The organism is Pseudomonas sp. Seg1 (assembly GCF_018326005.1).
GTDB lineage: Bacteria > Pseudomonadota > Gammaproteobacteria > Pseudomonadales > Pseudomonadaceae > Aquipseudomonas.
The window spans coordinates 444544-470148 of the sequence record NZ_AP021903.1 but is presented as its reverse complement, the minus strand read 5'-3'; the positions used below and the strand labels follow the sequence as shown (position 1 = coordinate 470148).

The following is a 25605-nucleotide window of genomic DNA, read 5'->3' as shown; positions in this document are numbered from 1 at the left end:
AGCAACCCGCAACAGCGTCTATGGTGTTCTGGTTCGGTGAGTTTGTTTTTTGACCTGAAGACGAAGGAGTGTTGAGTCATGCGCGACAAACCAGCGACGGGCGTAGTGCCCAGCCCCGCCGTGTTCATCAACGCACAAAGTGCGATCACCGGTCTGCGTGGCCGGGATCTGCTCTCGACCTTGCGCAGTGTCGCCGCCCATGGTCTGCGTAATCCGATTCACAGCGCGAAACACGCCTTGAAACTCGGCGGCCAGCTCGGCCGTGTGCTGCTCGGCGAAACCTTACACCCGACCAACCCGCAGGACACTCGCTTCGCCGATCCGGCGTGGAGCCTCAACCCGTTTTACCGGCGCAGCCTGCAGGCCTATCTGGCTTGGCAGAAGCAGGTCAAAAGCTGGATCGATGAAAGCAACATGAGCGATGACGACCGCGCCCGTGCACACTTTGCCTTCACCCTGCTCAACGACGCCGTGGCCCCGTCCAACACCCTGCTCAACCCGCTGGCGATCAAGGAGCTGTTCAACTCCGGCGGTAACAGTCTGGTGCGCGGCCTCAGTCATCTGTTCGATGACCTGCTGCACAACGACGGCTTGCCACGGCAGGTCACTCGTCAGGCTTTCGAGGTCGGCAAGACCGTCGCCACCACCACCGGCTCGGTGGTGTTTCGCAATGAGATGCTGGAGCTGATCCAGTACAAGCCGATGAGCGAAAAGCAGTACGCCAAGCCGCTGCTGGTGGTGCCGCCGCAAATCAACAAGTACTACATCTTCGACCTGAGCCCACACAACAGCTTCGTCCAGTACGCGCTGAAGAACGGCTTGCAGACCTTCATGATCAGCTGGCGCAACCCCGATGTGCGCCATCGCGAGTGGGGCCTGTCGACCTACGTTGAAGCGGTGGAAGAAGCGATGAACGTGTGCCGGGCAATCACCGGCGCCCGCGAAGTGAACCTGATGGGTGCCTGCGCCGGCGGACTGACCATCGCAGCCTTGCAAGGTCATTTGCAGGCCAAGCGGCAGTTGCGCCGCATCTCCAGCGCGACCTATCTGGTCAGCCTGCTCGACAGCCAGATCGAAACCCCGGCCACGCTGTTTGCCGATGAGCAGACGCTGGAAGCGGCCAAGCGCCGCTCCTATCAGAAAGGCGTGCTGGACGGCCGCGACATGGCGAAGATCTTTGCCTGGATGCGCCCGAACGATTTGATCTGGAGCTACTTCGTCAACAACTACCTGCTGGGCAAAGAACCGCCCGCCTTCGACATCCTTTACTGGAACAACGACAACACCCGCCTGCCCGCCGCGTTTCACGGCGATCTGCTGGACTTCTTCAAACACAACCCGTTGACCCATCCCGGCGGCCTGGAAGTGTGCGGCACGCCGATCGATCTGCAAAAAGTCACCGTCGACAGCTTCAGCGTCGCCGGCATGAACGATCACATCACGCCGTGGGACGCGGTGTATCGCTCGACCCTGCTGCTGGGTGGCGAGCGCCGCTTCGTGCTGTCCAACAGCGGCCACGTGCAAAGCATCCTCAACCCGCCAAGCAACCCGAAAGCCGCGTACGTCGAGAACGGGAAGATGAGCAGCGACCCACGCGCCTGGTACTACGACGCCAAACACGTTGATGGCAGCTGGTGGCCGCAGTGGCTGGAATGGATTCAACAGCGCTCCGGTGCCCAGCACGAAACCACGTTTACCCTCGGCAACCCGAACTATCCACCGATGGAGGCCGCGCCCGGTACTTACGTGCGTGTGCGCTGACGCTTAACCGAACTTTTCTAAGAAGACTGGATGAAAACCCGCGACCGGATTCTCGAATGTGCTCTGCAACTGTTCAACGAAAAGGGCGAGCCAAACGTCTCCACCATGGAGGTTGCCAACGAAATGGGGATCAGCCCCGGCAACCTCTACTACCACTTCCACGGCAAGGAACCGCTGATACTCGGGTTGTTCGAACGTTTCCAGAATGAACTGGCGCCGCTGCTCGATCCGCCCTCGGATGTGGAGCTGGCGCCGGAGGATTACTGGCTGTTCCTGCATTTGATCGTCGAGCGACTGGCGCAGTATCGGTTTCTGTTTCAGGACCTGTCGAACCTGGCCGGACGGTTGCCGAAACTGGCGAAGGGGATTCGTCATTTGCTCAATGCTCTGAAGCGCACGCTGGCGTCATTGCTGGCACGGTTGAAAGCGGGCGGGCAGTTGGTCAGTGATACCCAGGCGTTGGGGCAACTGGTGGAGCAGATCACCATGACCCTGCTGTTCTCGCTGGACTATCAGCGGATTCTTGATCGTGAGGGTGAGGTCAGACTCGTCGTGTACCAGATCATGATGCTGGTGGCGCCGCACTTGCTGCCGCCGGTGAAAGTGGCGACCGAACGGATGGCCCTGCAATACCTTGAAGATCACGACTGAAATCAAGAGCCCCTCACCCTAGCCCTCTCCCTGTATGTACCGGAGACATGGTGGACACATGTTCGGAGACATGGTGGACGGTTTTAGATCTTCTTACCTGCCGTAACGATCTGCAAGTTCAAGTCGATTCGGGCAATACGATGTCTACTCCAGTAGACATCGTGGATGCCATCTTCCGTCGTTTCCCGGATAGCTACTGACCTCCCATAAAAAGCTTTTCCGACTGTGTATTCACGGTTCCGCCAGTAGATCTCGCCCTTCACCTGAACCTTCCTGACCACATCCCCATCGTCGTACTCCGGCGCCGCGGGCTGCTCCTGATATTCCCGTGGGCTGCTGCTGTAGCGAGTAGCAGGCACCTGCATGTCCAACGCTTGATGTGGACGCTTCTGGTTGTAGATATCACGCCAGATATCAAACGCGCGTTGTGCACCGTTGAGATCAATAAAATGTCGGTCTCGCAGGACTTCATTTTTCAGGCTGCGGTGGAAGCGTTCCAGCTTTCCTTGGGTTTGCGGATGATAAGGTCGAGAGTGCCCGACCTTGATGCCCTGACTCATCAGCCAGACCTCCAGCGCGGTATAAACGCCAGTCTGGTCACCCCAGGGTGAACCGTTGTCCATCGTCATGCGCAAAGGCAGACCATGACGCCGAAAGACCCGGATTAGATGCTCCTGAACGGTTTCACGTCGCTCATCGAGGCAGGCCGCGATACACAGCGAAAACCGCGAATGATCGTCCAGTATCGTCAACGGATGGCAACGTCCCTGAGCCAGGCTGATATGGCCCTTGAAGTCCATCTGCCAAAGATCGTTGGGCGCTTCATGCTCGAAGCGGATAAACGGTTTAATCTCAGCGGCCTTTGAATCAACGCGTGAATGACGCTGTAAAACCGCATGCACGGTACTGACCGAAGGCATTACTACGCCGCTGTCTTCCAGCACACGTTTGAGCTTGCGAGCGCCCCAAGCCGCGTATTCCTCACTCACGGTCAGAATCTGCTGCTCAACCTCTTCAGCGCAGCGTTTGGGTGACGTCTTCGGTCGTCGAGACTGATCGATCAAGCCCTCTGCACCTGAAGTTTCAAACCTGTTGAGCCATTTGTAGGCAGTGCTTGGGCTGATATTGAATCGGCGGCAAAGCTGCCGGACATTGGCTCCTTCTTGCCGAGCCAAATGCACAAACTCTGAACGAAGCTGCACGGTGGACACCTCTTCCCAGGACACAGGTCATCTCCTTGGTGATGAGCAATGTGTCTATTAAAAAGTGTCCACCATGTCTCCGAACACCTGTCCACCATGTCTCCGGTACATACACTCCCAGAGGGAGAGGGGACTTATCCGGGGATGCTGATGAGTTACGCCGACCTGAAATCTCTCTATTGAATCCATAATCGACTCGGTTTTTCCGGTCGATGCATGACGTAAGACATTGCGGTCGGCCCCCTCTCCCTCTGGGAGTGTATGTACCGGAGACATGGTGGACACATGTTCGGAGACATGGTGGACGGTTTTAGATCTTCTTACCTGCCGTAACGATCTGCAAGTTCAAGTCGATTCGGGCAATACGATGTCTACTCCAGTAGACATCGTGGATGCCATCTTCCGTCGTTTCCCGGATAGCTACTGACCTCCCATAAAAAGCTTTTCCGACTGTGTATTCACGGTTCCGCCAGTAGATCTCGCCCTTCACCTGAACCTTCCTGACCACATCCCCATCGTCGTACTCCGGCGCCGCGGGCTGCTCCTGATATTCCCGTGGGCTGCTGCTGTAGCGAGTAGCAGGCACCTGCATGTCCAACGCTTGATGTGGACGCTTCTGGTTGTAGATATCACGCCAGATATCAAACGCGCGTTGTGCACCGTTGAGATCAATAAAATGTCGGTCTCGCAGGACTTCATTTTTCAGGCTGCGGTGGAAGCGTTCCAGCTTTCCTTGGGTTTGCGGATGATAAGGTCGAGAGTGCCCGACCTTGATGCCCTGACTCATCAGCCAGACCTCCAGCGCGGTATAAACGCCAGTCTGGTCACCCCAGGGTGAACCGTTGTCCATCGTCATGCGCAAAGGCAGACCATGACGCCGAAAGACCCGGATTAGATGCTCCTGAACGGTTTCACGTCGCTCATCGAGGCAGGCCGCGATACACAGCGAAAACCGCGAATGATCGTCCAGTATCGTCAACGGATGGCAACGTCCCTGAGCCAGGCTGATATGGCCCTTGAAGTCCATCTGCCAAAGATCGTTGGGCGCTTCATGCTCGAAGCGGATAAACGGTTTAATCTCAGCGGCCTTTGAATCAACGCGTGAATGACGCTGTAAAACCGCATGCACGGTACTGACCGAAGGCATTACTACGCCGCTGTCTTCCAGCACACGTTTGAGCTTGCGAGCGCCCCAAGCCGCGTATTCCTCACTCACGGTCAGAATCTGCTGCTCAACCTCTTCAGCGCAGCGTTTGGGTGACGTCTTCGGTCGTCGAGACTGATCGATCAAGCCCTCTGCACCTGAAGTTTCAAACCTGTTGAGCCATTTGTAGGCAGTGCTTGGGCTGATATTGAATCGGCGGCAAAGCTGCCGGACATTGGCTCCTTCTTGCCGAGCCAAATGCACAAACTCTGAACGAAGCTGCACGGTGGACACCTCTTCCCAGGACACAGGTCATCTCCTTGGTGATGAGCAATGTGTCTATTAAAAAGTGTCCACCATGTCTCCGAACACCTGTCCACCATGTCTCCGGTACATACAGAGAGAGGGCTGGGGTGAGGGTTTGCTTTTAAAATACACAAAAAAACGCCCGGCGTTCACAGGCCGGGCGTTTTGTTTTGCCCTGAAGAATCAGGACTGACTGGTTGGTGTCGACGGGGTCGATGCAGCAGTCGGGGTGGCTACCGGAGTCGGTGCAGCGGCGGAGTTCGACGCGCTGGCCGGGGTTGCCGGGGTGGCAGGCTTGGCTGCAGCGGCAGGCGCTGCCGGTTTCGGCGCAGCGGCTTTCGGTGCGGCCGGCTTTTTCACAGCCGGTTTCTTCGCCGCAGCGGGTTTGGCCGCTGGTTTGGCCGCTGGCTTGGCGGCAGCGGTTTTCGCTGCTGGCTTGGCGGCTGGCTTCGCTGCGGTTTTAGCGGCAGGTTTCGCGGCAGCCTTGGCAGCTGCAACCGGCTTGGCCGCTGCTTTCGCAGCAGGTTTGGCGGCAGCCGTTTTCGCTACGGATTTAACTGCTGCTTTAGCCTTCGCCACCGGTTTGGCAGCCGCTTTGGCCAAAGGCTTGGCCGCGGTTTTTGCCGCTGGTTTAGCTGCGGCGGTTTTGGCTGCCGGTTTGGCTGCTGCGGTTTTCGCCGCCACAGGCTGAGCTTTCAGACCGGTGAGTTTTTCGATCTGCTTGGTCAGGGTTTCAACCTTGCTGTGCAGCGCTTTGACTTCATTGCGGCTTGGCACACCCAGGCGCGAAATTGCACTGTTCAGGCGCTTGTCGAAAGCCCCTTCCAGCTCATCCCACTTGCCCAGTGCGCGATCTTTCACGCCACTGATGCGCGATTTGGCCGAAGAAGCGGAGTCCTTGGCGGCATCGACTTTTTTGCCGACTGCAGACTTGGTGAGCTTCTCGGCTTTCTCGCCGTCTTTGACCAATGTATCGAAGAGCTTGCTGCCGTCAGTGTCGATCTTCGAGTACACGCCTAAACCAGCCAGCCAGATTTTACGGGAGTAGTCTTCGACCTTCCCAATCCACGAGCTGCCTTCTTTATCGGTGTTCTTTTTACCAGCCATCCCGTTCTCCTTAAGATTTACGCGCGACGCGTTCGAGCAATGCCGTCAGCTCATCGAGCTTAGCAGAGAGTGTCTCAACGTCATGTTTAGACGGAATGCCGATACGATTCAAGGCGCTTGCTACACGGGAGTCGAACGCCTTCTCGACCTTGTCGAGCTGAACTTCGACACGACCTTTGAAAGAACTGACTTCACTCTTGGCATCGTCGATCTCGGCATTGGCCGCTTCAAGTTTTTCGGTGACGACTTTTTTGCCTTTCTTTTCAACAGTTTGACCAGCCTTGATCAACTCTTGAAAGTACTCGCTGCCCTCTTGACCGACCTTGGCGTAAGCACCCAGGCCTGCCAGCCAGATCTTGCGGGCATAGGATTTCACGTCGCTCAGAGTAGAAGTCGAAGCGTCGATTTTTTTCTTCAAAATAACTTTGGCCATGGTGCACCTCACGCGCAGAAGGTTTGAGGAACTGCCCGCAGGTTTGTCGGGCTCAGGCACAAAGTAGGCAGAAAAATTAGAAACGGCACCCTAACAACTGACATAAAAGCTTGGTCAGGCAAACACGAAACCTGTGGGAGCGGGCTTGCCCGCGATGAGGGCGGCACATCCAGAGTTTGAGTTATCTGACCCACCGCCATCGCGGGCAAGCCCGCTCTCACAGGGATTCGGGACTCTGCAAAAAATGCGTCAGACCAGCGCTTTATCCAGGGCCTTCTCGATCTCGGCTTTGATCATGCCGCTCATGGCCGACATCATCAGGCCCAGTTCCACGTCGACGCGGATCGAATCGTCGGCCACATGCACCGCACCTTTCACGCCCGAGCGCTTGAGGTTCAGGGTGTCGCCCGACCATTGCGGCTCCAGGCCATATTGATCGGAGAGTTTCTGCGCCAGTTTGTCGGCCTTCTCGCGGGCGGCTTCCTTGCCCAGGCTGTGCGCACGCTCAACACTGATTTTGGCCATTGAATGACTCCTGATTTTTGAAGATGACGATGAATGCTTGTCGGTAAATCTTGACCGCGTCTGCGGCAAATCGTCCCGAAGGTTGCCCATCTTACCTTTAGCCATTCCAAGACAAAGCATGGCTTGGGGATTAGAATGTCGCGCATTCTCTTTTGGTGACAGCGATATGACTGATCAGCGCAAAGGCAGCGATGCCGAACCCACCACTCACTTCGGCTTCAAAAACGTTCCGGAAAGCCAGAAAGCGGAAAAAGTCGCTGAGGTATTCCACTCGGTAGCCGCCAAGTACGACCTGATGAACGACCTTCTGTCGGGCGGCATGCACCGTTTGTGGAAGCGTTTTGCGATCGAACTGTCGGGCGTGCGCAGCGGCAACCGCGTGCTGGACATTGCTGGCGGTACCGGCGACCTGACCAAAAAGTTCTCGCACCTCGTTGGCCCGACCGGTCAAGTAGTGTTGGCCGACATCAACGAATCGATGCTCAAGGTCGGTCGTGACCGCCTGCTCGATCTGGGTGTGTCGGGCAACGTCGAATTTGTTCAGGCGGACGCGGAAAAACTGCCGTTCCCGGACAATCACTTCGACTGCGTGACCATCGCCTTCGGCCTGCGCAACGTGACGCACAAGGAAGACGCCCTGCGTTCGATGCTGCGCGTGCTCAAGCCCGGCGGTCGCCTGCTGGTGCTGGAATTCTCCAAGCCGACCAACGCGCTGATGTCGAAAGCCTACGACGCTTACTCGTTCGCCTTCATGCCACTGATGGGCAAGTTGATCACCAACGACTCGGAAAGCTATCGCTACCTGGCCGAATCGATCCGCATGCACCCGAATCAGGAAACCCTGAAGTCGATGATGGTCGACGCCGGTTTCGACCGCGTGACCTATCACAACATGACCGCAGGCATCGTTGCCCTGCACCGCGGCATCAAGCCCTGATGTTGCTCACCGGGCTGCTCGCCAGCGTCGAACTCGGCCTGAACCGGGTGCTGCGTCTCGACAGCACGGCGCTGCCGCGGCTGGCGCATCTGACCGGCAAGGTGATTGCCGTCGATTGCCGCAGCCCGGCGCTGCAACTGTTCATCCTGCCGAGCGATGAAGGCCTGATGCTCGCTTCGCACTGGGAAACCGGCGTCGACTGCACCTTGCGCGCTCCGGCTTCCAGCCTGATAAAACTGGCCGTGAGCAAAGACAAGACCGCGGTGTTGCACGCCCCGGAAGTCGAGCTGGATGGCGACAGCGGCGTGCTGCTGGAGCTGGCCGGTATCCTTCAGGATCTTGAGCTGGACTGGGAGTACGAACTCTCGCGCTGGCTCGGCCCGGTCGCCACGCAACTGGTCGGCGGTCACCTGCGCAGCCGCGCACGCTGGTATCAACAAGGATTTGCCAGCCTCAACCAGAATCTCGCCGAATACCTCGCCGAAGAATCGCGCACCCTCGTCGGGCAGCGTGAAGCCGAAGCGCGGTTCAGCGAACTGGACCGGATCAAACTTGATCTGGAACGTCTCGAGGCGCGTTTCGAGCGCCTTTCCCGATCCCTCGACCCAAGCGATAACGCATGAAGCTGCTTGCCGTCCGCCGTCTGTTGCGCATCCAGCGCGTCGTGATCCGCTACCGCCTCGATGACCTGCTGTTCGATCTGCCGCTGCCCTGGTTTCTCCTGGCGCTGCGCTATGTGCTGCCGTGGCGCTGGTTCCCGCGCAAGCCGCTGGAGCTGAACCGTGGCGCGCGTTTGCGCCTGGCGTTGCAGGATCTCGGGCCGATTTTCATCAAATTCGGGCAGATTCTCTCGACCCGCCGCGACCTGTTGCCGGAAGACATCGCCGATGAGCTGATGCTGTTGCAGGACCGCGTGCCGCCGTTCGATTCGCAGCTGTCGATCAAGCTGATCGAAGAGCAGCTGGGCAAGAAGATCAGCGAAGTGTTCAGCCGTTTCGACGTTGAACCGCTGGCCTCGGCTTCGGTGGCACAAGTGCACGCCGCGCAGCTGAAAAGCGGTGAAGAAGTCGTAGTAAAAGTAATCCGCCCGGGCCTGAAACCGATCATCGCCCAGGATCTGGCGTGGCTGTTCATCCTCGCCCGCGCCGCCGAAAAACTCTCCGCCGACGCGCGTCTGCTGCACCCGGTCGACGTGGTGCAGGACTACGAAAAAACCATCTACGACGAACTCGACCTGCTGCGCGAGGCGGCCAACGCCAGCCAGTTGAAGCGCAACTTCGAAGGCTCGCCGCTGCTCTACGTGCCACAAGTCTATTGGGACTGGTGCCGGCCGAAAGTGCTGGTGATGGAGCGCATCTACGGCATTCAGGTGACGGATCTGGCGACCCTTGCCGACCAGCGCACCGACATGAAGATGCTCGCCGAGCGCGGCGTGGAGATCTTCTTCACCCAGGTGTTCCGCGACAGTTTCTTCCACGCCGACATGCACCCGGGCAACATCTTCGTCAGCACCGTCAACCCGTGGAGCCCGCAGTACATTGCGATCGACTGCGGCATCGTCGGCAGCCTGACCCCGGAAGACCAGGATTATTTGGCGCGCAACCTGTTCGCTTTCTTCAAGCGTGACTACCGTCGTGTGGCGCAATTGCACATCGATTCGGGCTGGGTGCCGGCGGAAACCAAGCTCAACGAATTCGAAGCGGCGATCCGCACCGTCTGCGAGCCGATCTTCGAAAAACCGTTAAAAGATATTTCATTTGGCCAGGTGCTGATGCGCCTGTTCCAGACCGCACGACGCTTCAATATGGAAGTCCAGCCGCAACTCGTACTGCTGCAAAAGACCCTGTTGAACATCGAAGGCCTCGGGCGTCAGCTCTATCCGGACCTGGATCTTTGGAACACTGCGCAGCCGTTCCTCGAACGCTGGATGCGTGAGCGCGTCAGCCCGAAAGCCTTGCTCGGCAACGTGCAAAGCCAGTTCGAACAAATTCCGCACTTGGCGAATATGGCCCGCGATCTGCTCGAACGCATGTCCCAGCCACACGCTTACGACCCGCCGCCACCGTGGCACAAACGCAAGGACGACTGGTTCCTGCGCCTGCTCGGTTGCGCCCATCTGGCGGGCGGGGTGATCCTTGCCATCGGCGGCCCGCTGCACGAATTGGGGCATTGGCCCGCAGGGATCATGGTGGCCGTGGGCTTGTATCTGGTCGTTCGCCGATAGCCAGTTTCGTGATCGGCTGGCACACTGTTTCAACGCCTAAACCCGACTATTGAAGTGTGGGTTCGCTGTCGGAGTCGAAAATGAACAACTGGCTGGACGAGATCAAGTGGGACGCTGATGGCCTGGTGCCGGCGATTGCCCAGGATCACAAGACCGGACGCGTACTGATGATGGCTTGGATGAACCGCGAAGCGCTCGAGCTGACCGCTGCGGAAAACCGTGCAATCTACTGGTCACGTTCCCGTGGCAAGCTGTGGCGCAAGGGCGAAGAGTCCGGCCATGTGCAGACCTTGCATGAAATGCGTCTGGACTGTGACGCCGACGTGATCATCCTGATGGTTGAACAGATCGGCGACATCGCTTGCCATACCGGCCGTCAAAGCTGCTTTTACCGTGTCTTCGAAAACGGCGACTGGAAAACCGTCGATCCGGTGCTGAAAGACCCGCACGCAATCTACTCCGCAGGACACAAACATGAGTGACACCCTGACTCGTCTGGCCGAAGTGCTCGAAGAGCGCAAAGGCGCAGCGGCCGACAGCTCGTATGTAGCTAGTCTGTATCACAAGGGCCTGAACAAGATTCTGGAGAAAGTCGGCGAAGAGTCGGTCGAAACCATTATTGCCGCCAAGGACGCCGCCATCAGCGGTGACTGCAGCGACGTGATCTACGAGACCGCCGACCTGTGGTTCCACAGCATGGTCATGCTCGCCCAACTGGGGCAGCATCCGCAGGCCGTGCTGGATGAACTGGATCGCCGCTTCGGCCTGTCCGGACACGTCGAGAAAGCCTCGCGTCCGTCCGCCTGAACAATTTTTAGAGAGGAACAGCAACATGGGCATTTTTGACTGGAAACACTGGATCGTCATTCTGGTTGTCGTGGTGCTGGTGTTCGGCACCAAGAAACTGAAAAACCTCGGTACCGACGTTGGCGAGTCGATCAAGGGCTTCCGTAAAGCCATGAACGACGATGAAAAACCGGCTGCTGATCCAACCGTGACGCCTGCGCAGCCGGTGCCACCGGTCCAACCGCAAGCCACCGCTCAGGCCAACCCGCCGCACACCATCGACGTGCAGGCGCAAAAAGTCGAAGAGCCGATTCGCAAAGACGTGTGAGCACTGACTAATGTTTGGTATCAGCTTCTCTGAACTGCTGCTCGTCGGCCTCGTTGCCCTGCTGGTGCTGGGCCCCGAGCGTCTGCCGGGCGCTGCACGCACCGCCGGACTGTGGGTCGGCCGGCTGAAGCGCAGCTTCAACGCGATCAAACAGGAAGTTGAACGTGAAATCGGTGCCGACGAGATTCGTCGGCAACTGCACAACGAGCACATTCTGTCGCTGGAGCAAGAGGCGCGGAAGATTTTCCAGCCGGTTCAGCAGGAGCCGACGCCGGTTGAGCATGTGGGGCAGCAGACGATTCACAGCCCTGCTGCCGCGACGACGCCACCAGCACCTGCTGCCGTTGTAGCTCCGACAGAAACGGCGCCAGCCGCCGTAGAACATTCTGTTGAACACGTTGCGCCAAACGCCGCGCCGATCACAACAGCGCCTCACGACACTACTCTGCCGCCGCGAGCCCCATGAGCGATCTCCCCGAAAACGACCAGCACATGCCGCTGGTTTCGCACCTCACCGAGTTGCGCACCCGCCTGCTGCGTTGCGTAGCGGCGATCTTCATCATCTTCGCCGGGCTGTTTGCGTTCACCCAGCAGATCTACACCTTCGTCTCGACGCCGCTGCGCCAGTACCTGCCGGTCGGCGCGACGATGATCGCCACCGACGTGTCATCGCCGTTCCTGACGCCGCTGAAGCTGACGATGATGGTTTCGCTGTTCCTCGCGATTCCGGTGATCCTGCATCAGATCTGGGGGTTCATCGCGCCGGGCCTGTACAAGCATGAAAAGCGCATTGCGGTGCCGTTGCTGGTGTCCAGCATCCTGCTGTTCTACACCGGCATGGCGTTCGCCTATTACTTCGTATTCCCGCTGATCTTCAAATTCTTCGCTGCCGCCACCCCGGCCGGCGTGGAAATGATGACTGACATCGCCAGCTACCTCGACTTCGTCATGACGCTGTTCTTCGCCTTCGGCGTGGCGTTTGAAATCCCGGTGGCCGTGGTGCTGCTGGTGTGGATCGGCGTGGTCGACGTCAAATACCTGAAGAAGATCCGCCCGTACGTGATCATCGGCTGCTTCGTGGTCGGCATGATCCTCACCCCGCCGGACATCTTCTCGCAGACCCTGCTGGCGGTGCCGATGTGGATGCTGTTTGAAATCGGCATTCTGTTTGGTGGCCTGATCAGCAAGCGCGAACGTCCGGACGAAACCGCCGACGATCACAACGACCAGCCGCCAGCGACCCAGGCATGAATCTGCTGTTGCTCGAAGAGGCCGATTTCATCGCGGCCGACCGCGTCGTGCTGCGTGATCGACGCCTGACCCACATGCAGGAAGTTCACCGCTCGGAAGTCGGCGACAGCCTGCGCGTCGGGCGGATCAATGGGCTGATGGGTTCGGCCGAACTGCTTCGCCTCGAAGCGGGTGAAGCCGAGTTGCGCGTCAGTCTCGTTCAGCCGCCACCGGCCAAGCTGCCGCTGACCCTGGTACTCGCTCTGCCACGTCCGAAGATGCTCCGTCGGGTGTTTCAGACCGTGGCGACCATGGGCGTGTCGAAGGTCATTCTGGTCAACAGCTACCGGGTCGAGAAGAGTTTCTGGCAGACGCCGTTTCTTGAGCCTGACGCGATTCGCGAAAATTTGATCCTCGGTCTGGAACAGGCACGCGACACCGTGCTCCCGGAGATCATCATCGAAAAGCGCTTCAAGCCTTTCGTTGAAGACCGGCTGCCGGCGATTACCGACGGCACCCTCGGCCTGGTCGGCCACCCCGGCAACTACCCACCCTGCCCGCGCGCGCTGAACGAACCGGTGACCCTGGCCATCGGCCCCGAGGGTGGCTGGATTCCCTACGAAATCGATCTGCTGGCCAAATCCGGCCTGCAACCGGTGCAACTGGGCGAACGCATTCTGCGCGTCGAAACCGCCGTCACCGCCCTGCTCGCGCGCCTGTTCTAAATTCCACACCGATCCCTGTGGCGAGGGGGCTTGCCCCCGTTTGGGCGCGCAGCGGCCAGCGCTTTTCATTCTGCAGGCACACCGCATTCAGGCGTTTACGACGGCTGCGCCGCCGAGCGGGAGCAAGCTCCCTCGCCACAGGATCACGTCCCCCCCGGATAAATGGTGTTACAGATTGCCATCACGCGGCCGATACAGTCCCCATAAGTCCAATTAGTGGTCCGAGGGGAGTCGTCGCATGTACCGTTGGTTAGCCGAGAATCTTGGGAACGTCAGCGTCAAACGCAAGCTGGGAATCGGTTTCGGCCTGGTGCTGTTGCTGACGCTGTTGATCACCTTTACCGGCTGGACCGGCATGAGCGGCATCATCAGCCGTGGCGACAAGCTCGGTTTCATCTCCAGCCTCAACGAGCTGACCAAGGACTTGCGCCTGGCACGCCTGGACTATGAAGCACGCCGTGGCGAACAAGGCCCGGGCGCGGTTACCGAGCTGCTGAACAAACTCGATAGCGGCCTGCAAACCGCTCGCAGCCTGATCGAACAACCGTCCGATGCGGCGATGGTCGATCAACAACTGGCCGCCGTCGCCGAGTACAAACGCGCTTTCGCCGACATGACCCAAGCCACCGTGCAACGCGAAGACGCCCGCAGCAAACTCGGCGCCAGCGCCGACAACGCCGTGGCCAAGGTTTCCGAAGTCGAAAAATCCGTGCTGCAGGGCGACAGCGTCGCGCAATTCAACAGCGTGATCGAGCTGAGCAAACTGCTGCAACAGGCCCGCTATCAGGTGCGCGGCTACACCTACAGCGGCAAGGCCGAGGCCGAACAACCGGCGCTGGACGCCATCGACAATGCCCTGAAAAACCTCGAAAGCCTGCCAGCGAAACTGCCGGAACAGCACATCGCCAACCTGCAACAGGCCACCGACTCGATCAAGGCCTACCGTGCGGCAGTCGCCCAGTTCCGCGACTCCCAGGTCAATAGCGCCAAGGCCCAGGCGCGCATGTCGACTCAGGGCGACATCCTGCTCGACGTCAGCAAAAAGCTCACCGAATCCCAAACCGTGGTGCGCGACACCGACGCCGCCCACGCCAAGAACATGCTGATCATCGCGACCCTGCTGGCCGTGGCCTTCGGCCTGCTGGCCGCGTGGGCAATCACCCGGCAGATCATCATTCCGCTGAACCAGACCCTGAAAGTCGCCGAGCGTGTTGCCGCCGGCGATCTCACGCACAACCTGGTCTCGCAGCGCCGCGATGAACTCGGTCAGTTGCAACGTTCGATGCAGAGCATGACCCAAGGCCTGCGCGAGTTGATCGGCGGGATCAGCGACGGCGTCACCCAAATCGCCAGCGCTGCCGAAGAGCTGTCGGCGGTCACCGAGCAGACCAGCGCCGGGGTCAACAATCAAAAGATCGAGACCGATCAGGTCGCCACCGCAATGAACGAAATGGCCGCCACCGTACAGGAAGTTGCGCGCAACGCCGAAGAAGCCTCCGAAGCCGCCGTCGCCGCCGACCAACAGGCCCGCGAAGGCGACAAAGTCGTCGGCGAAGCCATCGCCCAGATCGAGCGCCTGGCCGCTGAAGTGGGTCACTCCACCGAAGCCATGGGCGAACTGAAACGCGAAAGTGACAAGATCGGCAGCGTGCTCGACGTGATCAAATCCGTGGCCCAGCAAACCAACCTGCTGGCGCTCAACGCGGCCATCGAAGCGGCGCGTGCCGGTGAGGCCGGACGGGGTTTCGCCGTGGTTGCCGACGAGGTGCGTAGCCTCGCCCAGCGCACGCAGAAGTCCACCGAAGAGATCGAAGAGCTGATCGTCGGCCTGCAAAACGGTACCCAGCAGGTGGCGACGATCATGGACAACAGCCGCACCCTGACCGACAGCAGCGTAGAGCTGACCCGTCGCGCCGGTGGCTCGCTGGAAAGCATCACCCGCACGGTGTCGGCGATTCAGGCGATGAACCAGCAGATTGCCGCAGCAGCCGAACAGCAGAGCGCAGTGGCGGAAGAGATCAACCGTAGCGTGCTGAACGTGCGGGATGTGTCGGATCAGACCTCGGCAGCGAGTGAGGAGACCGCGGCGTCCAGCGTTGAGCTGGCGCGACTGGGGACGCATCTGCAGATGCTGGTCGGCCGGTTCAAGGTTTGAGGTAACTCATCTTCCTCGGTTCTCTTGGGACCGAGGTGATGCTATCGCTGGCAAGCCAGCTCCCACAGGATTTGTGTCGAACACATAGGTTGTGTTCAACCCACTCACTGTGGGAGCTGGCTTGCCAGCGATGGCGTCCGAGAGTACGCCGCAGTTACAGAACCTGACGCAAAAAGGCCTGAGCGCGCGGATCCTTCGGCGCATCAAAGAACTCAGCGGGCGAGGCATCTTCGAGCAGTTTGCCGTGATCGAAGAACAACACCCGATCCGCCACTTCCCGGGCGAAGCCCATCTCGTGGGTGACGCAGACCATAGTCATGCCTTCCACGGCCAGGTTTTTCATCACATCCAGCACCTCGCCGACCATTTCCGGGTCGAGCGCCGAAGTCGGCTCATCGAACAGCATGACCTTCGGCTCCATCGCCAGCGCCCGGGCAATGGCCACGCGCTGCTGCTGACCGCCGGACAGGCGTGACGGAAACTCGTTGGCCTTCTGCGCAATACCGACCTTTTTCAGCAACTCCATGGCCTTGGCTTCACGCTCTTTCTTGCCGCGCTTGCGCACGACTTTCTGCGCCAGACAGAGGTTTTCCAGCACGGTCATGTGCGGGAACAGGTTGAAGTGCTGGAACACCATGCCGACTTCGCGGCGGTAGGCGTTGACGTCGGTTTTCGGGTCGGCCAGTTGCAGGCCGTCGATGCTCACCGAGCCGGAGTCAAACTCTTCCAGGCCATTGAGGCAGCGCAGGAAGGTCGATTTGCCGGAACCGGACGGGCCGATCACCACCAGCACTTCGCCCTTGGCGACTGAGGTGGTGACGTTATCCACAGCCCGGACCACTTGGCCACGGGTGTCGAAGACTTTTACCAGATCGCGGACTTCAATCACTTTGCGCGAGCCTCCGCTCAAGCCGGCTGGCGATTTTCGACAGCGGCAGGTTGATCAACAGGTACAGACCGGCGACGCAGAACAGAATCTCGAACGGTGAGAACGAAGTGGTGATGACTTCACGACCACTTTTCAGCAGCTCGGTAATCGCGATCACCGACACCAGCGAGGTGTCCTTGACCAGACTGATGAACTGCCCGGCCAGCGGCGGCAGCACGCGTTTGAATGCTTGCGGCAGCACCACGTGGCGCATCGATTGACCGGCACTCAGACCGAGCGAACGCGCGGCTTCGTTCTGGCCACGGGCAATCGATTGCACGCCGGAACGGATGATCTCCGCCACATAAGCACCGGTGAACAGCGACAGCGCGGCGATCCCGGCGAACTCGCGGGACAGGTTCATCACCGTGCCGATGAAGAAGTAGAAAATGAAAATCTGCACCAGCAGCGGCGTGCCGCGTACCAGTTCGACGTAGATCGTCGAGAGATCACGCAGCGTCGGGTTGTTGGAAAGACGACACAGACCGGTGACCAGACCGATCAACAGACCGAGCACACCAGAGACCACTGACAGCCAAAGCGTCGTCCACAGCCCCCACAACAGCGGCCCTGCCGCCCAATGCCGAGTGACGCCCACGACGTCGCCTTCGGCCACATCGTCGCCCTGAGCGAATTGCAGGCTGTTTTCGTCGACCGTCAGCTGCTGCTCGTCACCGGCGTCATTGCGCAGGGTGACTTGCGCGCTGCCGCCCTTGCGAACCAGTTCGCTGACAGTGGAGATATCGGCGGCGCGCTGGGTTTCCTCGGCCTGATAGGCGAAGTACTGCGGCACACGGTTCCAGCGCCATTCGTAGGACATCAGCGACGTCGCGTAGTACAACGCGCCAGCCAGGCCGATCAGCACCAGCACGGTGAGGACGTGCCAAGGCCATTGGGCTTTTTTATGTTTCATCTGTTTTACAGTTTCCGAATTCTGTGTCGCCTGGAAGGGCCTCATCGCGGGCAAGCCCGCTCCCACAGGTTTAGCGGTGAACATAAATTTTGTGTTCGCCGCTAAACCTGTGGGAGCGGGCTTGCCCGCGATTGAGGCGACTCGGTCTAACTGACCGAGTGTTATTCCATGTCCTTGAGCCACTCGGTGCTCTTGAACCACTTGTCATGGATGCGATCGTAGGTGCCGTCTTCGTGAATCTGGTGCAGGAAGTTGTTGATGAAGTTGATGCTGTCGTAGTCACCCTTCTTCAAGCCGAAGGCCAAAGGTTCGTAGGTGAACGGTTTGTCGAGGAACACCAGCTTGCCGGCACCGACCTTGTTCACCGCCACAACGTTGTACGGCGCGTCGTAGATGAAGGCATCAGCCTTGCCGTTGACCACGTCGAGCACGGCTTCCTGCTCGTTGTCGTAGCCGTGGTACTTGGCTTTGGCGATCAGCTTCTTGGCGACCATCTCACCGGTGGTGCCGAGTTTGGAGGTGATGCGGTAGTCGGCGGTGTTCAGGTCTTTATAGGACTTGATGGTGCCTTCCAGCTCCTTGCGGATCAGCAGGGTCTGGCCGACAACGATGAACGGTTCGCTGAAGTTCAGGCGCAGGTTGCGTTCCTGGGTCAGGGTCATGCCGCTGCCGATCATGTCGAACTTGTCGGTCATCAGCGCCGGGATGATCCCGTCGTAACCGGTGGAGACCAGCTCCAGCTTGACGCCCATGGCCTTGGTCATGGCTTTGAGGATGTCGACTTCGAAACCGATGATTTCGCCGCGCTTGTTGGTCATCTCGAACGGCATGTAGGTCGGATCCATGCCGACTTTCAAGGTGCCGCGCTTGACCGCGTCATCGATTGCGCCAGCGTGCGCCGCATTGACTGCAACCAGTGCCGTGACGCCGACCAGCAGCATCGCTAGATACTTCTTCATCTTCAAGTCCCCAAAACCATTGCGTTTGCGGCGCGAAAACCAACAGAGGCAGGCCAAAAAGCCCGGGTGCGCCAATTCGGGGACGGATGCTAACGCACTCGATTTTTTGCACAAGGTTTAATGGACGATTTGTTTAACAATCAAGGGTGAAGGGGCTTTTCAGCAGGCAAAAAAAACCCCGCAACATCGCGGGGTTTCTTCATCAGGCCGGTTGAGCCTGCAGGCTCACCGGTCGCAACGGCAACAGCGGCGCATGCGGATCGGCCTTCACCGAAGCCCGCCAGGCATCCAGCCACTCGGCGTGACCCTCGGCCCAGACCTGCTCGTGCAAGCGCGCCAGAGCAACCGGGTCGCTCAGCAGTTGCAGACGATCATGGTTGTTCAGCCCCGCAGGGCCAACCTTGATCGCGTGGCGAACACGTTCCTGACGCAGCCACTCGATCGGCTCGGCCTGACCGTGACGGGAAGTCGCCAGCGAGCACGCCAAGGCGTTCTGCTGCGGATCGACCACCGCGCGGACAAAACCGTCGTTCAGCGCGTGGTAACGATTTTCATGGGTGTACTGATCGGTCGCCAGCAGCGCCTGTGGCGGATTGTATTCCTCGGGGATGAGAAACAGGCTCTCGTCACGGGATTTGAGGCCCAGACCGACACGGCTGGAAATCACCGACACCGGAATCGACAGCATCAGCGAACCGACGATCGGCACCAGCCACCACAGGAAGCTCGGGTTCAGCCAGATCACCAGCAGCGCCCAGCAGAAACCCAGCAAGGTTTGCGGGCCGTGGCGCTTGACCGCTTCGCTCCATGGCGTCGAGTCGTCGTCACGTTGCGGCGAATTCCAGGTTGCGGCCCAGCCGAGGAACGCGGCGAGGACGAAACGGGTGTGGAAAATCATCCGCACCGGCGCCAGCAGCATGGAGAACAGCATCTCCAGCAGCATCGACAGAGTCACCTTGAACTTGCCGCCGAACTCTTTCGCGCCCTTGGCCCAGATCAAGATGATGCTCAACAGTTTCGGCAAGAACAGCAGCACGATGGTCGTCGAGAACAGCGCGATCGCCTTGTCCGGGTGCCATTGTGGCCACAACGGATAGAGCTGACGCGGCTCAAGGAAGTACTGCGGCTCCATCAGCGTGTTCACCGCCAACAGCGCGGTCGACAGCACCAGGAAGAAGAACCACAACGGCGCCGACAGGTAAGACATCACACCGGTGAGGAATACCGCACGGTGCACCGGGTGCATGCCTTTGACCAGGAACAGACGGAAGTTCATCAGGTTGCCGTGGCACCAGCGACGGTCACGCTTGAGTTCGTCGAGCAGGTTCGGCGGCAGTTCTTCGTAGCTGCCCGGCAGGTCGTAGGCAATCCACACGCCCCAACCGGCACGACGCATCAGCGCGGCTTCAACGAAGTCGTGAGACAGGATCGCACCGGAGAACGCACCTTTACCCGGCAACGGCGCCAAGGCGCAGTGGTCGATGAACGGCTTCATGCGGATGATCGCGTTGTGACCCCAGTAGTGGGATTCACCCAACTGCCAGAAGTGCAGACCGGCGGTAAACAGCGGGCCGTATACGCGGGTGGCGAACTGCTGCATGCGTGCATACAGGGTGTCCATGCCCGACGCACGCGGCGCGGTCTGGATGATCCCGGCGTCCGGCGTGGCTTCCATCAGGCGCACCAGACTGGTCAGGCACTCGCCGCTCATCACCGAGTCGGCGTCGAGCACGACCATGTACTTGTAGTCACCGCCCCAGCGACGGCAGAAGTCGTCGAGGTTGCCGCTTTTGCGTTTCACACGACGGCGACGGCGGCGATAGAAGATCTTGCCGAAGCCCTTGGCTTCGCGGCAGACGTCCAGCCAGGCCTGTTGCTCGGCCACGCAGATGTCAGTGTCGTTACTGTCACTCAACACGAAGAAGTCGAAGCGATCCAGATCACCGGTGGCGGCAACCGATTCGAACGTTGCCCGCAGACCGGCGAACACACGCGGCACGTCTTCGTTGCAGATCGGCATCACCAGCGCGGTGCGCGCGTCTTTGGCAATCGGCTCGTTGCCGGCGCTTTTGCCGGAGATGCGGTATTTATCGTGACCGGTGAGCAACTCGAGGAAGCCCATCAGCGCGGTCCAGAAACCGGCCGAGACCCAGCAGAACAGAATCCCGAACAGAATCAGGATGCTGGTTTGCAGCGCATACGGCAGCACTTGCGTGGCAGTTTGCAGCAGCGGTTGATGCAAGACTTCGTCGAGATCGACGAACGACCAGCCCTGGTACGGCATGATGCCTTTCATGTACCAACCGGCGACGATGGTCTGGCCGAGCATCAGCAGCAACAGAATGTAGCGGCGGATCGAACCGACGGTGCGCCAGCGCGCGGCCGGCAGGACGTTCTCGTCCTTCGGCGGCTGCGGCGGGTTGGTGCGACCGGTCAGTCGGCGCCAGCCACGCACCAGAATATTGGTGCGCCATGGCTCCGGCACGACTTTGGTCCGACGGATCGGCGGCGTCGCCTTCATGCTGACGCGACCGCTGGCGTCGAGCACCAGCATCTCCGCATCTTCAAGATCTTCGGCGGTGCTCAGGGTCAGGCGCTTGCCCACCGAAGCCTGGGCGGCTTCGGCAGGGGCGTCGAACGTCGAGGACGACAAGCGTTGGTGCAGCTCGCTGAACGACTGGCAGCCCGCGAGTTCCGCGCGCTGCTCGTCGGTCATCGGCAGATGCGCCAGGTACTCGGACAGAGTCTCTGGCTGTACTTGAGAGTTACTCATCGGCAGGCAACTGATAGCTCCAGGTCTCGGTCAGGACTTCTTCAGTCGGTGCCGATTCCGGTGTGGCTGGGGCCGCGTCCGCAGCCGCTGGCTGCTTGGCGTCTTTGTTGGCCTTGTCCTTGGCATCTGCTACTGGCTTGGCGTCAGCCTGTTTGGCCTCGGCGGCCTTGGCTTCCTTGTCGAGTTTCTCTTGTTGCTTGGCGGCAACCTTGTCGGCCTTGGCGACGGACGAATTGGACGCCGGCACCGATTTCGCCAGATCGGCGGTCACGACAGGCTGAACCAGTGCGGCACGCATCTCGGTCGACTTGCTCGCGTCCTTGATTTTCATCCGCAGGGTCAAACGCCAGCCCTTGGTTTCCGGGTTGTAGCGCACGCTGTTTTCAACCAGTTCGGCGTTGTCGCCAACACTGACCTGGCTGCGAACGTCGGCGTCCGGGGTCAGCGCCGCCAGCGATGGACCTTCGAAGTCGACCAGGTAGGCAACGCTGCCATCCGGCTGACGGATCAGGTTCGACTGCTTGACGTCACCGGTCGAACGCAGGGTCTGCGAAACCCAGGCGCTGTCCGGCGCGTGAATCGCCGCTTCGTCCATGGTCCAGTGCAGGCGGTAGGCGAAATCCAGCGGCTTGCCTGGCTCCGGCATGGTTTCCGGGCTCCAGAACGCGACGATGTTGTCGTTGGTTTCGTCGGCGGTCGGGATTTCTACCAGATCAACAGTGCCCTTGCCCCACTCGCCCTTCGGCTCGATCCAGGCGCTTGGGCGCTTGTCGTAGCGGTCGTCGAGGTCTTCGTAGTGGCTGAAATCGCGGCCACGTTGCAGCAGACCGAAACCACGCGGGTTCTCGACGCTGAAGTTGCTCACGGCCAAGTGTTTCGGATTGTTCAGCGGACGCCAGATCCACTCGCCGTTGCCGGCATGGATCGACAGACCACTGGAGTCGTGCAGTTCACGACGATAGTTGAGGACTTTCGACGGCTGGTTGGCGCCGAACAAGAACATGCTGGTCAGCGGCGCGATGCCCAGTTTGCCGACCTTGTCACGCAGGAACACCTGCGCCTTGACGTCAACAATGGTGTCGCTGCCCGGACGCAGGATAAGACGATAGGCACCGGTAGCGCGCGGCGAGTCGAGCAGCGCGAAAATTACCAGATGCTTGTCGCCCGGCTTCGGCTGTTGAATCCAGAACTCGCGGAAACGCGGGAATTCTTCGCCCGATGGCAGCGCGGTATCAATCGCCAGACCACGCGCCGAGAGGCCGTAGGTATGGCCCTTGCCGACAACGCGGAAGTAACTCGCGCCGAGCATGGTCATGATTTCGTCTTGCTTGTCGGCCTTGTTGATCGGATACAGCACACGGAAACCGGCATAACCCAGTTGTTCGGTAGCTTTCGGATCGAATTTCAGGTCGCCGAAATCGAAGCGTGTCGGATCATATTTGATCTCTTCGACGGTGTTCGCCGTGATTTCGTTGATTTTCACCGGTGTATCGAAGTGCATACCCTGGTGATAGAAGGACAGTTTGAACGGGGTCTTCTGATCAGCCCACTCAGCCTTTTCGGTGAGGAAGCGGATTTTCTGATAGTCCGCGAACTTCATGTCGCGGAATTCGTTCGGCAGGTTGCTGCGCGGGGCTTCGAATTTCTGCCCGGCCAGCTCTTTGGCCTTGGTCGATACATCGTCAAGATTGAACGCCCAAAGCTGACCGGCGCTGAGCAGGCACAGGAGCGCCGAACCCGCTACCAGGGCACTTCGCATGCGTTTGGCAGACATTTTTGCTGCATTACAGGGACTAACAATCACGAGCAACCCTCGCCGAAAACAGATCAATAAACCAACGGCCAGCTATCTATATGCCAGGTTGGCGAGCATTGTTCCGACTCCGCTGGGGCAAAATGATTCCCCAAGCGGATCCGGACAAGTCTCTACCTAAGTCAAAATGGACCAACGAACGCTGATCCCCGTAGCGCGCGATTATCTAGTAGCCCGCATGACAACGCATCAGGGGTAACAAAGTATTTATCGCGAAAACACCCTAAAAACAGTCGAAATTTCCTAAAAAGGTGTTTCAGGCGCTTTCAGGTCTGTAACAAAAAGGTAACCGGGCCATCGTTGACCAAATGCACCTGCATATCGGCGCCGAATCTACCTGATGCCACAGTGCCATGCACCTGTTTCGCTTTGCCTAATAGATAGTCGAACAATTCCTCGCCAAGGGCCGGTGGCGCCGCGGTGGAAAAGCTTGGGCGTAACCCGCTTTTGGTGTCGGCAGCCAGGGTGAACTGAGAGACCAGCAGCAACCCGCCACCGACATCCGCCAGGGACAAATTCATTTTGCCCTCGGCGTCGCTGAATACACGATAGTTAAGCAGCTTATGCAGAAGTTTGTCGGCGCTGGCACGCGTGTCGTCGGGTTCGACCGCCACCAGCACCAGCAAACCCTGGTCTACCGCGCCAACCACCTCTCCCGCCACTTCAACCCGCGCACCGCGTACGCGCTGTAAAAGCCCCTTCATGCTTCTTCGGGCGGCAAGTCGAGCAGGCGCCGGGCCATTTGGCCGGCCGCACGCACCAACGCATCGGTGATACCCGGTTCGGACGCGGCATGGCCGGCATCGCGAATGACCTGCAGCTCACTGTTCGGCCAGGCCTGGTGCAATTCCCAGGCATTGTCGAGCGGGCAGATCACATCGTAACGGCCGTGAATGATCACGCCCGGCAGATGGGCGATCTTGCCCATGTCGCGAATCAGTTGATTCGGCTCAAGGAACGCATTGTTGGTGAAGTAGTGGCATTCGATCCGCGCAATCGACAATGCGCGTTGCGGTTCGGAGAAACGATCGACCACCAGCGGGTTCGGCCGCAGGGTCGCAGTGCGCCCTTCCCAGGTCGACCAGGCCTTGGCGGCGTGCATTTGGGCGATCTGGTCGTTGCCGGTCAGGCGTTTGTGGAACGCGCTGAGCAGATCATCGCGCTCGTCCAACGGAATCGGCGCAATGTAGTCCTGCCAGTAATCGGGGAACAGACGGCTGGCACCGGCCTGGTAGAACCATTCGATTTCCTGCGGACGGCAGAGAAAGATCCCACGCAGGATCAGGCCATGCACACGCTCCGGGTGAGTTTGCGCATAGGCCAGCGCCAGGGTCGAACCCCACGAGCCGCCAAACAGCACCCATTTATCGATGCCCAGATGTTTGCGGATGCGCTCAAGGTCGGCGACCAGATCCCAGGTGGTGTTGTTTTCCAGGCTGGCGTGCGGGGTGGAACGGCCGCAACCGCGCTGGTCGAAGGTGACAATGCGATACAGGTTCGGATCGAAATAGCGACGGCTTTGCGCGTCGCAACCGGCGCCGGGACCGCCGTGGATGAACACCACCGGCAAACCCTCCGGCGAACCGCTTTCGTCGACGTACAGCGTATGGGTGTCGTCGACAGCCAGATCGTGCCGGGCGTGAGGTTTGATCTGCGGAAACAAAGTCTGCATTGCGCGCTCCGTAAGGGGTCGAGGTCATCCCTGGGGGGACTTCTATTATTCTGCCGATGGGCATCATAAACCCGATTTACGTCAATGAGCATGCCTGTGCACTACCGCAAATTTTTCTGCTGCATACAAAACCTGTGGGAGCGAGCCTGCTCGCGAATGCGGTGTGTCAGTCAACGCAAATATTGGCTGACCGGACGCCTTCGCGAGCAGGCTCGCTCCCACAGGGGGTTATGCGGTGTAGTGAGACTTTGCCCAGGCCAGATAGTGCTGCAGCAGCTCCTTGAGCACCACCCGCGTCGGCTCGGCCAGGTCAGGGCGATAGCGGAACGGTTCGAACTCTTCCATATACGTGCACTGGCCCAGTTCCAGTTGCACAGCGTGAATGTTCTCGGCCGGGTTGCCGTAATGACGGGTGATGTGGCCGCCCTTGAAGCGCCCGTTGAGCACATGGCTGTAATCGTCGTGACGGGCGCAGATCGCTTCCAGTTGCGTGGCCAACTGTGGATCGCAACTGGCACCGTTGAAGGTGCCGAGGTTGAGGTCCGGCAGCTTGCCTTCGAACAGGTGCGGGATGATCGAGCGGATCGAATGCGCATCGAACAGCAGCGCGTAGCCAAACTCAGCCTTCAGCCGCGCCAACTCTTCCTGCAAGGTGCGGTGATACGGCGTCCAGATCTGTTCCAGATACGTCGCGCGCTCTTCTTTCGAAGGCTCCAGCCCTTCTTTGAACAGCGGGATGCCATCGAACAAGGTCGCCGGGTACAACCCGGTGGTGGCGCCGACGTACAGCGGCTTGTCGTCGGACGGACGATTCAGGTCGATGACGAAACGCGAATATTCGGCAGCCAGGGTGCTGGCGCCCAGCTCTTGGGCGAAATCGTAGAGCTGCGGGATGTGCCAGTCGGTGTCCGGCAGGCTTTTCGCGTCCGCGATCAACCCGGCCTCGACCGCAGGCGTCAGGCGCAGACCCGCGTGAGGCATGCTGATCAGCAGCGGCACGCGTCCTTGTTTGAAACTCAGAACCTTATCCACA

Annotated in this window: 25 protein-coding genes and 1 pseudogene; 13 read left to right on the top strand and 13 right to left on the bottom strand. The window is 59.5% G+C overall.

Features of this window, described 5'->3' with window-relative positions; all coding sequences use genetic code 11:
- Window positions 1-78: 78 nt before the first annotated feature.
- Complete coding sequence (gene phaC, locus KI231_RS02030) at window positions 79-1761, top strand: class II poly(R)-hydroxyalkanoic acid synthase (RefSeq protein ID WP_103307346.1); 1683 nt, start codon at window positions 79-81, stop codon at window positions 1759-1761.
- A 30-nt stretch (window positions 1762-1791) separates the two neighbouring features.
- A complete protein-coding gene (locus KI231_RS02025) occupies window positions 1792-2412 on the top strand; it encodes a TetR/AcrR family transcriptional regulator (protein WP_103307347.1) in 621 nt (206 codons plus the stop codon).
- An 83-nt stretch (window positions 2413-2495) separates the two neighbouring features.
- On the opposite strand, the gene KI231_RS02020 is transcribed toward KI231_RS02025, so the two are convergent.
- From KI231_RS02020 to KI231_RS02000, 5 genes are all read right to left on the bottom strand, one after another.
- A complete protein-coding gene (locus KI231_RS02020) occupies window positions 2496-3638 on the bottom strand; it encodes an IS481 family transposase (RefSeq protein ID WP_213026316.1) in 1143 nt (380 codons plus the stop codon).
- Between the two features lie 286 nt (window positions 3639-3924).
- Window positions 3925-5067, bottom strand: coding sequence for an IS481 family transposase (locus tag KI231_RS02015; RefSeq protein WP_213026316.1), 1143 nt, complete (start codon window positions 5065-5067; stop codon window positions 3925-3927).
- A 180-nt stretch (window positions 5068-5247) separates the two neighbouring features.
- Window positions 5248-6171: a phasin family protein gene (locus KI231_RS02010; protein WP_213027290.1), complete on the bottom strand. Its 924-nt coding sequence runs from the start codon at window positions 6169-6171 to the stop codon at window positions 5248-5250.
- Window positions 6172-6181: 10 nt separating this feature from the next.
- Entirely contained in the window at window positions 6182-6604 is a 423-nt protein-coding gene (locus KI231_RS02005) for a phasin family protein (RefSeq protein WP_103307350.1), read from the bottom strand.
- 249 nt (window positions 6605-6853) lie between these two features.
- Window positions 6854-7129, bottom strand: coding sequence for a polyhydroxyalkanoic acid system family protein (locus KI231_RS02000; protein ID WP_103307351.1), 276 nt, complete (start codon window positions 7127-7129; stop codon window positions 6854-6856).
- A gap of 166 nt (window positions 7130-7295) precedes the next feature.
- On the opposite strand from KI231_RS02000, the gene ubiE reads away from it, so the two are divergent.
- The 11 genes and pseudogenes from ubiE to KI231_RS30235 all read left to right on the top strand — a co-directional run bounded on the left by ubiE (window position 7296) and on the right by KI231_RS30235 (window position 15514).
- On the top strand, window positions 7296-8066 hold the full coding sequence (ubiE, locus tag KI231_RS01995) for a bifunctional demethylmenaquinone methyltransferase/2-methoxy-6-polyprenyl-1,4-benzoquinol methylase UbiE (protein WP_003220857.1): 771 nt from the start codon (window positions 7296-7298) through the stop codon (window positions 8064-8066).
- The gene (locus KI231_RS01990) at window positions 8066-8689 is read left to right on the top strand and encodes a ubiquinone biosynthesis accessory factor UbiJ (RefSeq protein ID WP_213027289.1); all 624 of its coding nucleotides are present in this window, start codon (window positions 8066-8068) and stop codon (window positions 8687-8689) included. Before ubiE ends, KI231_RS01990 begins: the two co-directional genes overlap by 1 nt.
- Window positions 8686-10290, top strand: a complete 1605-nt coding sequence (ubiB, locus tag KI231_RS01985) for a ubiquinone biosynthesis regulatory protein kinase UbiB (protein WP_103307353.1) — start codon at window positions 8686-8688, stop codon at window positions 10288-10290. The genes KI231_RS01990 and ubiB overlap by 4 nt, the downstream gene beginning before the upstream one ends.
- An 80-nt stretch (window positions 10291-10370) precedes the next feature.
- Window positions 10371-10772: a phosphoribosyl-AMP cyclohydrolase gene (hisI, locus tag KI231_RS01980; RefSeq protein WP_064117075.1), complete on the top strand. Its 402-nt coding sequence runs from the start codon at window positions 10371-10373 to the stop codon at window positions 10770-10772.
- Window positions 10765-11097 carry a phosphoribosyl-ATP diphosphatase gene (locus KI231_RS01975; protein WP_007909355.1) on the top strand — a complete coding sequence of 111 codons (333 nt, stop codon included), beginning with the start codon at window positions 10765-10767 and terminating at the stop codon, window positions 11095-11097. The genes hisI and KI231_RS01975 overlap by 8 nt, the downstream gene beginning before the upstream one ends.
- Window positions 11098-11122: 25 nt before the next feature.
- A complete protein-coding gene (locus tag KI231_RS01970; protein ID WP_003220847.1) occupies window positions 11123-11404 on the top strand; it encodes a twin-arginine translocase TatA/TatE family subunit in 282 nt (93 codons plus the stop codon).
- A 10-nt stretch (window positions 11405-11414) separates the two neighbouring features.
- On the top strand, window positions 11415-11870 hold the full coding sequence (gene tatB / locus KI231_RS01965; RefSeq protein WP_103307355.1) for a Sec-independent protein translocase protein TatB: 456 nt from the start codon (window positions 11415-11417) through the stop codon (window positions 11868-11870).
- Window positions 11867-12655 (top strand): twin-arginine translocase subunit TatC, encoded by a 789-nt coding sequence (gene tatC, locus KI231_RS01960; protein WP_213027288.1) that lies wholly within the window; start codon window positions 11867-11869, stop codon window positions 12653-12655. The genes tatB and tatC overlap by 4 nt, the downstream gene beginning before the upstream one ends.
- A complete protein-coding gene (locus tag KI231_RS01955) occupies window positions 12652-13359 on the top strand; it encodes a 16S rRNA (uracil(1498)-N(3))-methyltransferase (protein WP_213027287.1) in 708 nt (235 codons plus the stop codon). The genes tatC and KI231_RS01955 overlap by 4 nt, the downstream gene beginning before the upstream one ends.
- Before the next feature lie 238 nt (window positions 13360-13597).
- Window positions 13598-14659 (top strand): annotated as a pseudogene (locus KI231_RS30240) (methyl-accepting chemotaxis protein); the annotation flags it as partial.
- Window positions 14642-15514: a methyl-accepting chemotaxis protein gene (locus tag KI231_RS30235; RefSeq protein WP_371919313.1), complete on the top strand. Its 873-nt coding sequence runs from the start codon at window positions 14642-14644 to the stop codon at window positions 15512-15514. The pseudogene KI231_RS30240 and the gene KI231_RS30235, both read left to right, overlap by 18 nt.
- 154 nt (window positions 15515-15668) lie before the next feature.
- Here KI231_RS30235 and KI231_RS01945 read toward each other — a convergent pair whose 3' ends face one another.
- The 8 genes from KI231_RS01945 to hutG form a co-directional block, all read right to left on the bottom strand.
- Window positions 15669-16403, bottom strand: coding sequence for an amino acid ABC transporter ATP-binding protein (locus KI231_RS01945; RefSeq protein WP_103304233.1), 735 nt, complete (start codon window positions 16401-16403; stop codon window positions 15669-15671).
- Window positions 16396-17355 (bottom strand): amino acid ABC transporter permease, encoded by a 960-nt coding sequence (locus tag KI231_RS01940; RefSeq protein ID WP_213027286.1) that lies wholly within the window; start codon window positions 17353-17355, stop codon window positions 16396-16398. The genes KI231_RS01945 and KI231_RS01940 overlap by 8 nt, the downstream gene beginning before the upstream one ends.
- Window positions 17356-17516: 161 nt before the next feature.
- Window positions 17517-18314 carry a transporter substrate-binding domain-containing protein gene (locus KI231_RS01935; RefSeq protein WP_213027285.1) on the bottom strand — a complete coding sequence of 266 codons (798 nt, stop codon included), beginning with the start codon at window positions 18312-18314 and terminating at the stop codon, window positions 17517-17519.
- 202 nt (window positions 18315-18516) lie between these two features.
- A complete protein-coding gene (gene mdoH, locus KI231_RS01930; protein WP_213027284.1) occupies window positions 18517-21087 on the bottom strand; it encodes a glucans biosynthesis glucosyltransferase MdoH in 2571 nt (856 codons plus the stop codon).
- On the bottom strand, window positions 21080-22861 hold the full coding sequence (locus tag KI231_RS01925; RefSeq protein WP_249412088.1) for a glucan biosynthesis protein G: 1782 nt from the start codon (window positions 22859-22861) through the stop codon (window positions 21080-21082). Before KI231_RS01925 ends, mdoH begins: the two co-directional genes overlap by 8 nt.
- 305 nt (window positions 22862-23166) lie before the next feature.
- On the bottom strand, window positions 23167-23604 hold the full coding sequence (dtd, locus tag KI231_RS01920; RefSeq protein ID WP_103304229.1) for a D-aminoacyl-tRNA deacylase: 438 nt from the start codon (window positions 23602-23604) through the stop codon (window positions 23167-23169).
- Window positions 23601-24572 carry a prolyl aminopeptidase gene (pip, locus tag KI231_RS01915; protein WP_103304228.1) on the bottom strand — a complete coding sequence of 324 codons (972 nt, stop codon included), beginning with the start codon at window positions 24570-24572 and terminating at the stop codon, window positions 23601-23603. Before pip ends, dtd begins: the two co-directional genes overlap by 4 nt.
- A gap of 228 nt (window positions 24573-24800) precedes the next feature.
- The gene (gene hutG / locus KI231_RS01910) at window positions 24801-25604 is read right to left on the bottom strand and encodes an N-formylglutamate deformylase (protein ID WP_213027282.1); all 804 of its coding nucleotides are present in this window, start codon (window positions 25602-25604) and stop codon (window positions 24801-24803) included.
- Window position 25605: the final 1 nt, after the last annotated feature.